This is a genomic window from Stenotrophomonas sp. 05L44_2, from assembly GCF_056665995.1.
The window spans coordinates 1-2,029 of the sequence record NZ_JBFTNR010000739.1 but is presented as its reverse complement, the minus strand read 5'-3'; the positions used below and the strand labels follow the sequence as shown (position 1 = coordinate 2,029).

Sequence of the window (2,029 nt, the reverse complement as noted above, 5' to 3'; positions counted from 1 at the left end):
GTACCTGGGCCGATCACTGCGTAGTTGCGCGGCTGACCCGGCTTGCCCGGAACCCAGGCGGCACCGCCGACCTGGACCACGTCATCGGGTTGCAGCAGCGAAATCGCCATCGCCTGCGCGGCGAAGTCGTTGATCAGGTGCAGTTCGTTGAAACCAAGCATCGCGGCCGTGCGGCTGCGCGAGATCACCCACGGATGGTTGGTGATGCGGGCTTCGTCACCATCGACACGACCGGCGACTGCGAACACGCCACGGCTTGCGGTGGCGCCGATCTGCTCCAGATGGTGGCGCGCGGCATCACCCAGCGACGGGAACTCCGCCACGGCGTACTCGCGGATGCTCTCTTTCAGCAGCGGGGCGTCCTGCGAGGTGTCGGCAAGGGCGAAGCGGGCATTGGTGCCACCGATGTCGGCGACCAGCACGGGCTGCGAGCTGGCACTCATTCCGACGCTCCGCTATCTGGCGCATCCACGCCCTGCGGCAGGAAGTCGACCGCGTTGGCCGGGCCCCACTGGCCGGCAGGGTAGGGTTCCAGCGGCAGGTTGGCCGCCTTCCAGGCATCGGCAACGCTGTCGATCCAGGCCCAGGCGGCACGCACTTCGTCATCGCGCACGAACAGGGTGTGGTTGCCGTTGAACGCGTCCAGGAACAGGCGCTCGTAGGCGATACGGCGATGCAGGCCGGTCGGCACCGACAGCTCCAGCTCCAGCGGCTGCAGTTCCAGCGCGCCCCATTCCGGCCCGGCCAGGCTGCTCATCAGGCCCAGTTCGATGTTCTCCTGCGGCTGCAGCTGGAAAACCAGGCGGTTCGGTGCGGCCTGCGCACGCTGCGGACGCTCGAACAACCAATGCGTGACCGGCTTGAGTGTCACCACCACGCGGGTGGTGCGCTCGGGCAGGCGCTTGCCGGTGACCAGGTGGAACGGCACGCCGCTCCAGCGCCAGTTGTCGATGTGCGCGGTGACACCGGCGAAGGTTTCCACGTCGCTGCCTTCCGGCGGCTGGTAGGCCTGTGCGGGCTGGCCGTTGATGCTGCCGGCGGTATAGCGGCCGCGCACGCTGTCACGCGCGGCGTGCTTGGCATCCAGCGGGCGCAGTGCGCGCAGCACCTTGACCTTCTCATCGCGGATGCGGTCGGCTTCCAGTGACGCCGGCGGCTCCATCGCCACCATGCACAGCAGCTGCAGGATGTGGCTCTGCACCATGTCGCGCAGGGCGCCGGAGCGCGCGTAGTAGGCATCGCGGCCATCCACGCCTTCGCTTTCGGCGACCAGGATGTGCACCGATTCGATGTAATTGCGGTTCCACACCGCTTCCAGCAGCGTGTTGCCGAAGCGCAGCGCGATCAGGTTCTGTACCGCTGCCTTGCCCAGGTAGTGATCGAGGCGGAACACGCGGTCTTCGTCGATCCACTGGCCGATGGTGGTGATGATCTCCTCGGCGCTTTCGCTGTCGCTGCCGATCGGCTTCTCCAGCATCAGGCGCGCGGGTGCGGCCAGCGCGCCGCCCTTGGCCAGGCCCTCGCAGGTGGAGATGTACAGGCCCGGCGGGATCGCCAGGTAGCTCACGCAGCGGCGGTCGACCAGGTCGGACACGGCAGCGGCGACCGAGTCGACGTCGCGCAGGTCCACCGAGCGGTAGTCGATGCGGCGCAGCAGGGAGGCGATGTCCTCCTGGCTGGCCATCGGCATGGCCTGCTGCAGGCGCGGGCGCAGGATGTCATGGAAGGCTTCGGTGTCGTGGCCCGACAGGGCCAGCGCACGGATGCGGAAATCCTCCGGCAGCAGGCCGTCGCCGAGCAGGCGCAGCAGCGAAGGGAACAGGTAGCGCTGGGCCAGATCACCTGTGGCACCAAACAGGAAGAGTGTGTCGTGCATCGCTCGAGTTTCAGATCCGGGTGACATCGTTGTCAATCGCTTCATGGCTGGGTTCGGGGGACATCCGCGCAACTGCCTGTCCGAGGCTCATCTGGATCGGTTTTCCGGCTTGCCGGAGCACCGTTCCAATCGAAACCACTACAGCGGCAACCC

2 protein-coding genes are annotated in these 2,029 nt (G+C 67.2%); both read right to left on the bottom strand.

The genetic code is table 11. The annotated features are described in order from the left end of the window. A partial coding sequence (locus AC1VAN_RS20035) for a glucokinase (RefSeq protein ID WP_480986556.1) occupies nt 1-443 on the bottom strand: 443 nt, incomplete at its 3' end. Beyond that, on the bottom strand, nt 440-1,876 hold the full coding sequence (gene zwf, locus AC1VAN_RS20030) for a glucose-6-phosphate dehydrogenase (RefSeq protein WP_025878809.1): 1,437 nt from the start codon (nt 1,874-1,876) through the stop codon (nt 440-442). The genes AC1VAN_RS20035 and zwf, both read right to left, overlap by 4 nt. Nucleotides 1,877-2,029 lie beyond the last annotated feature (153 nt).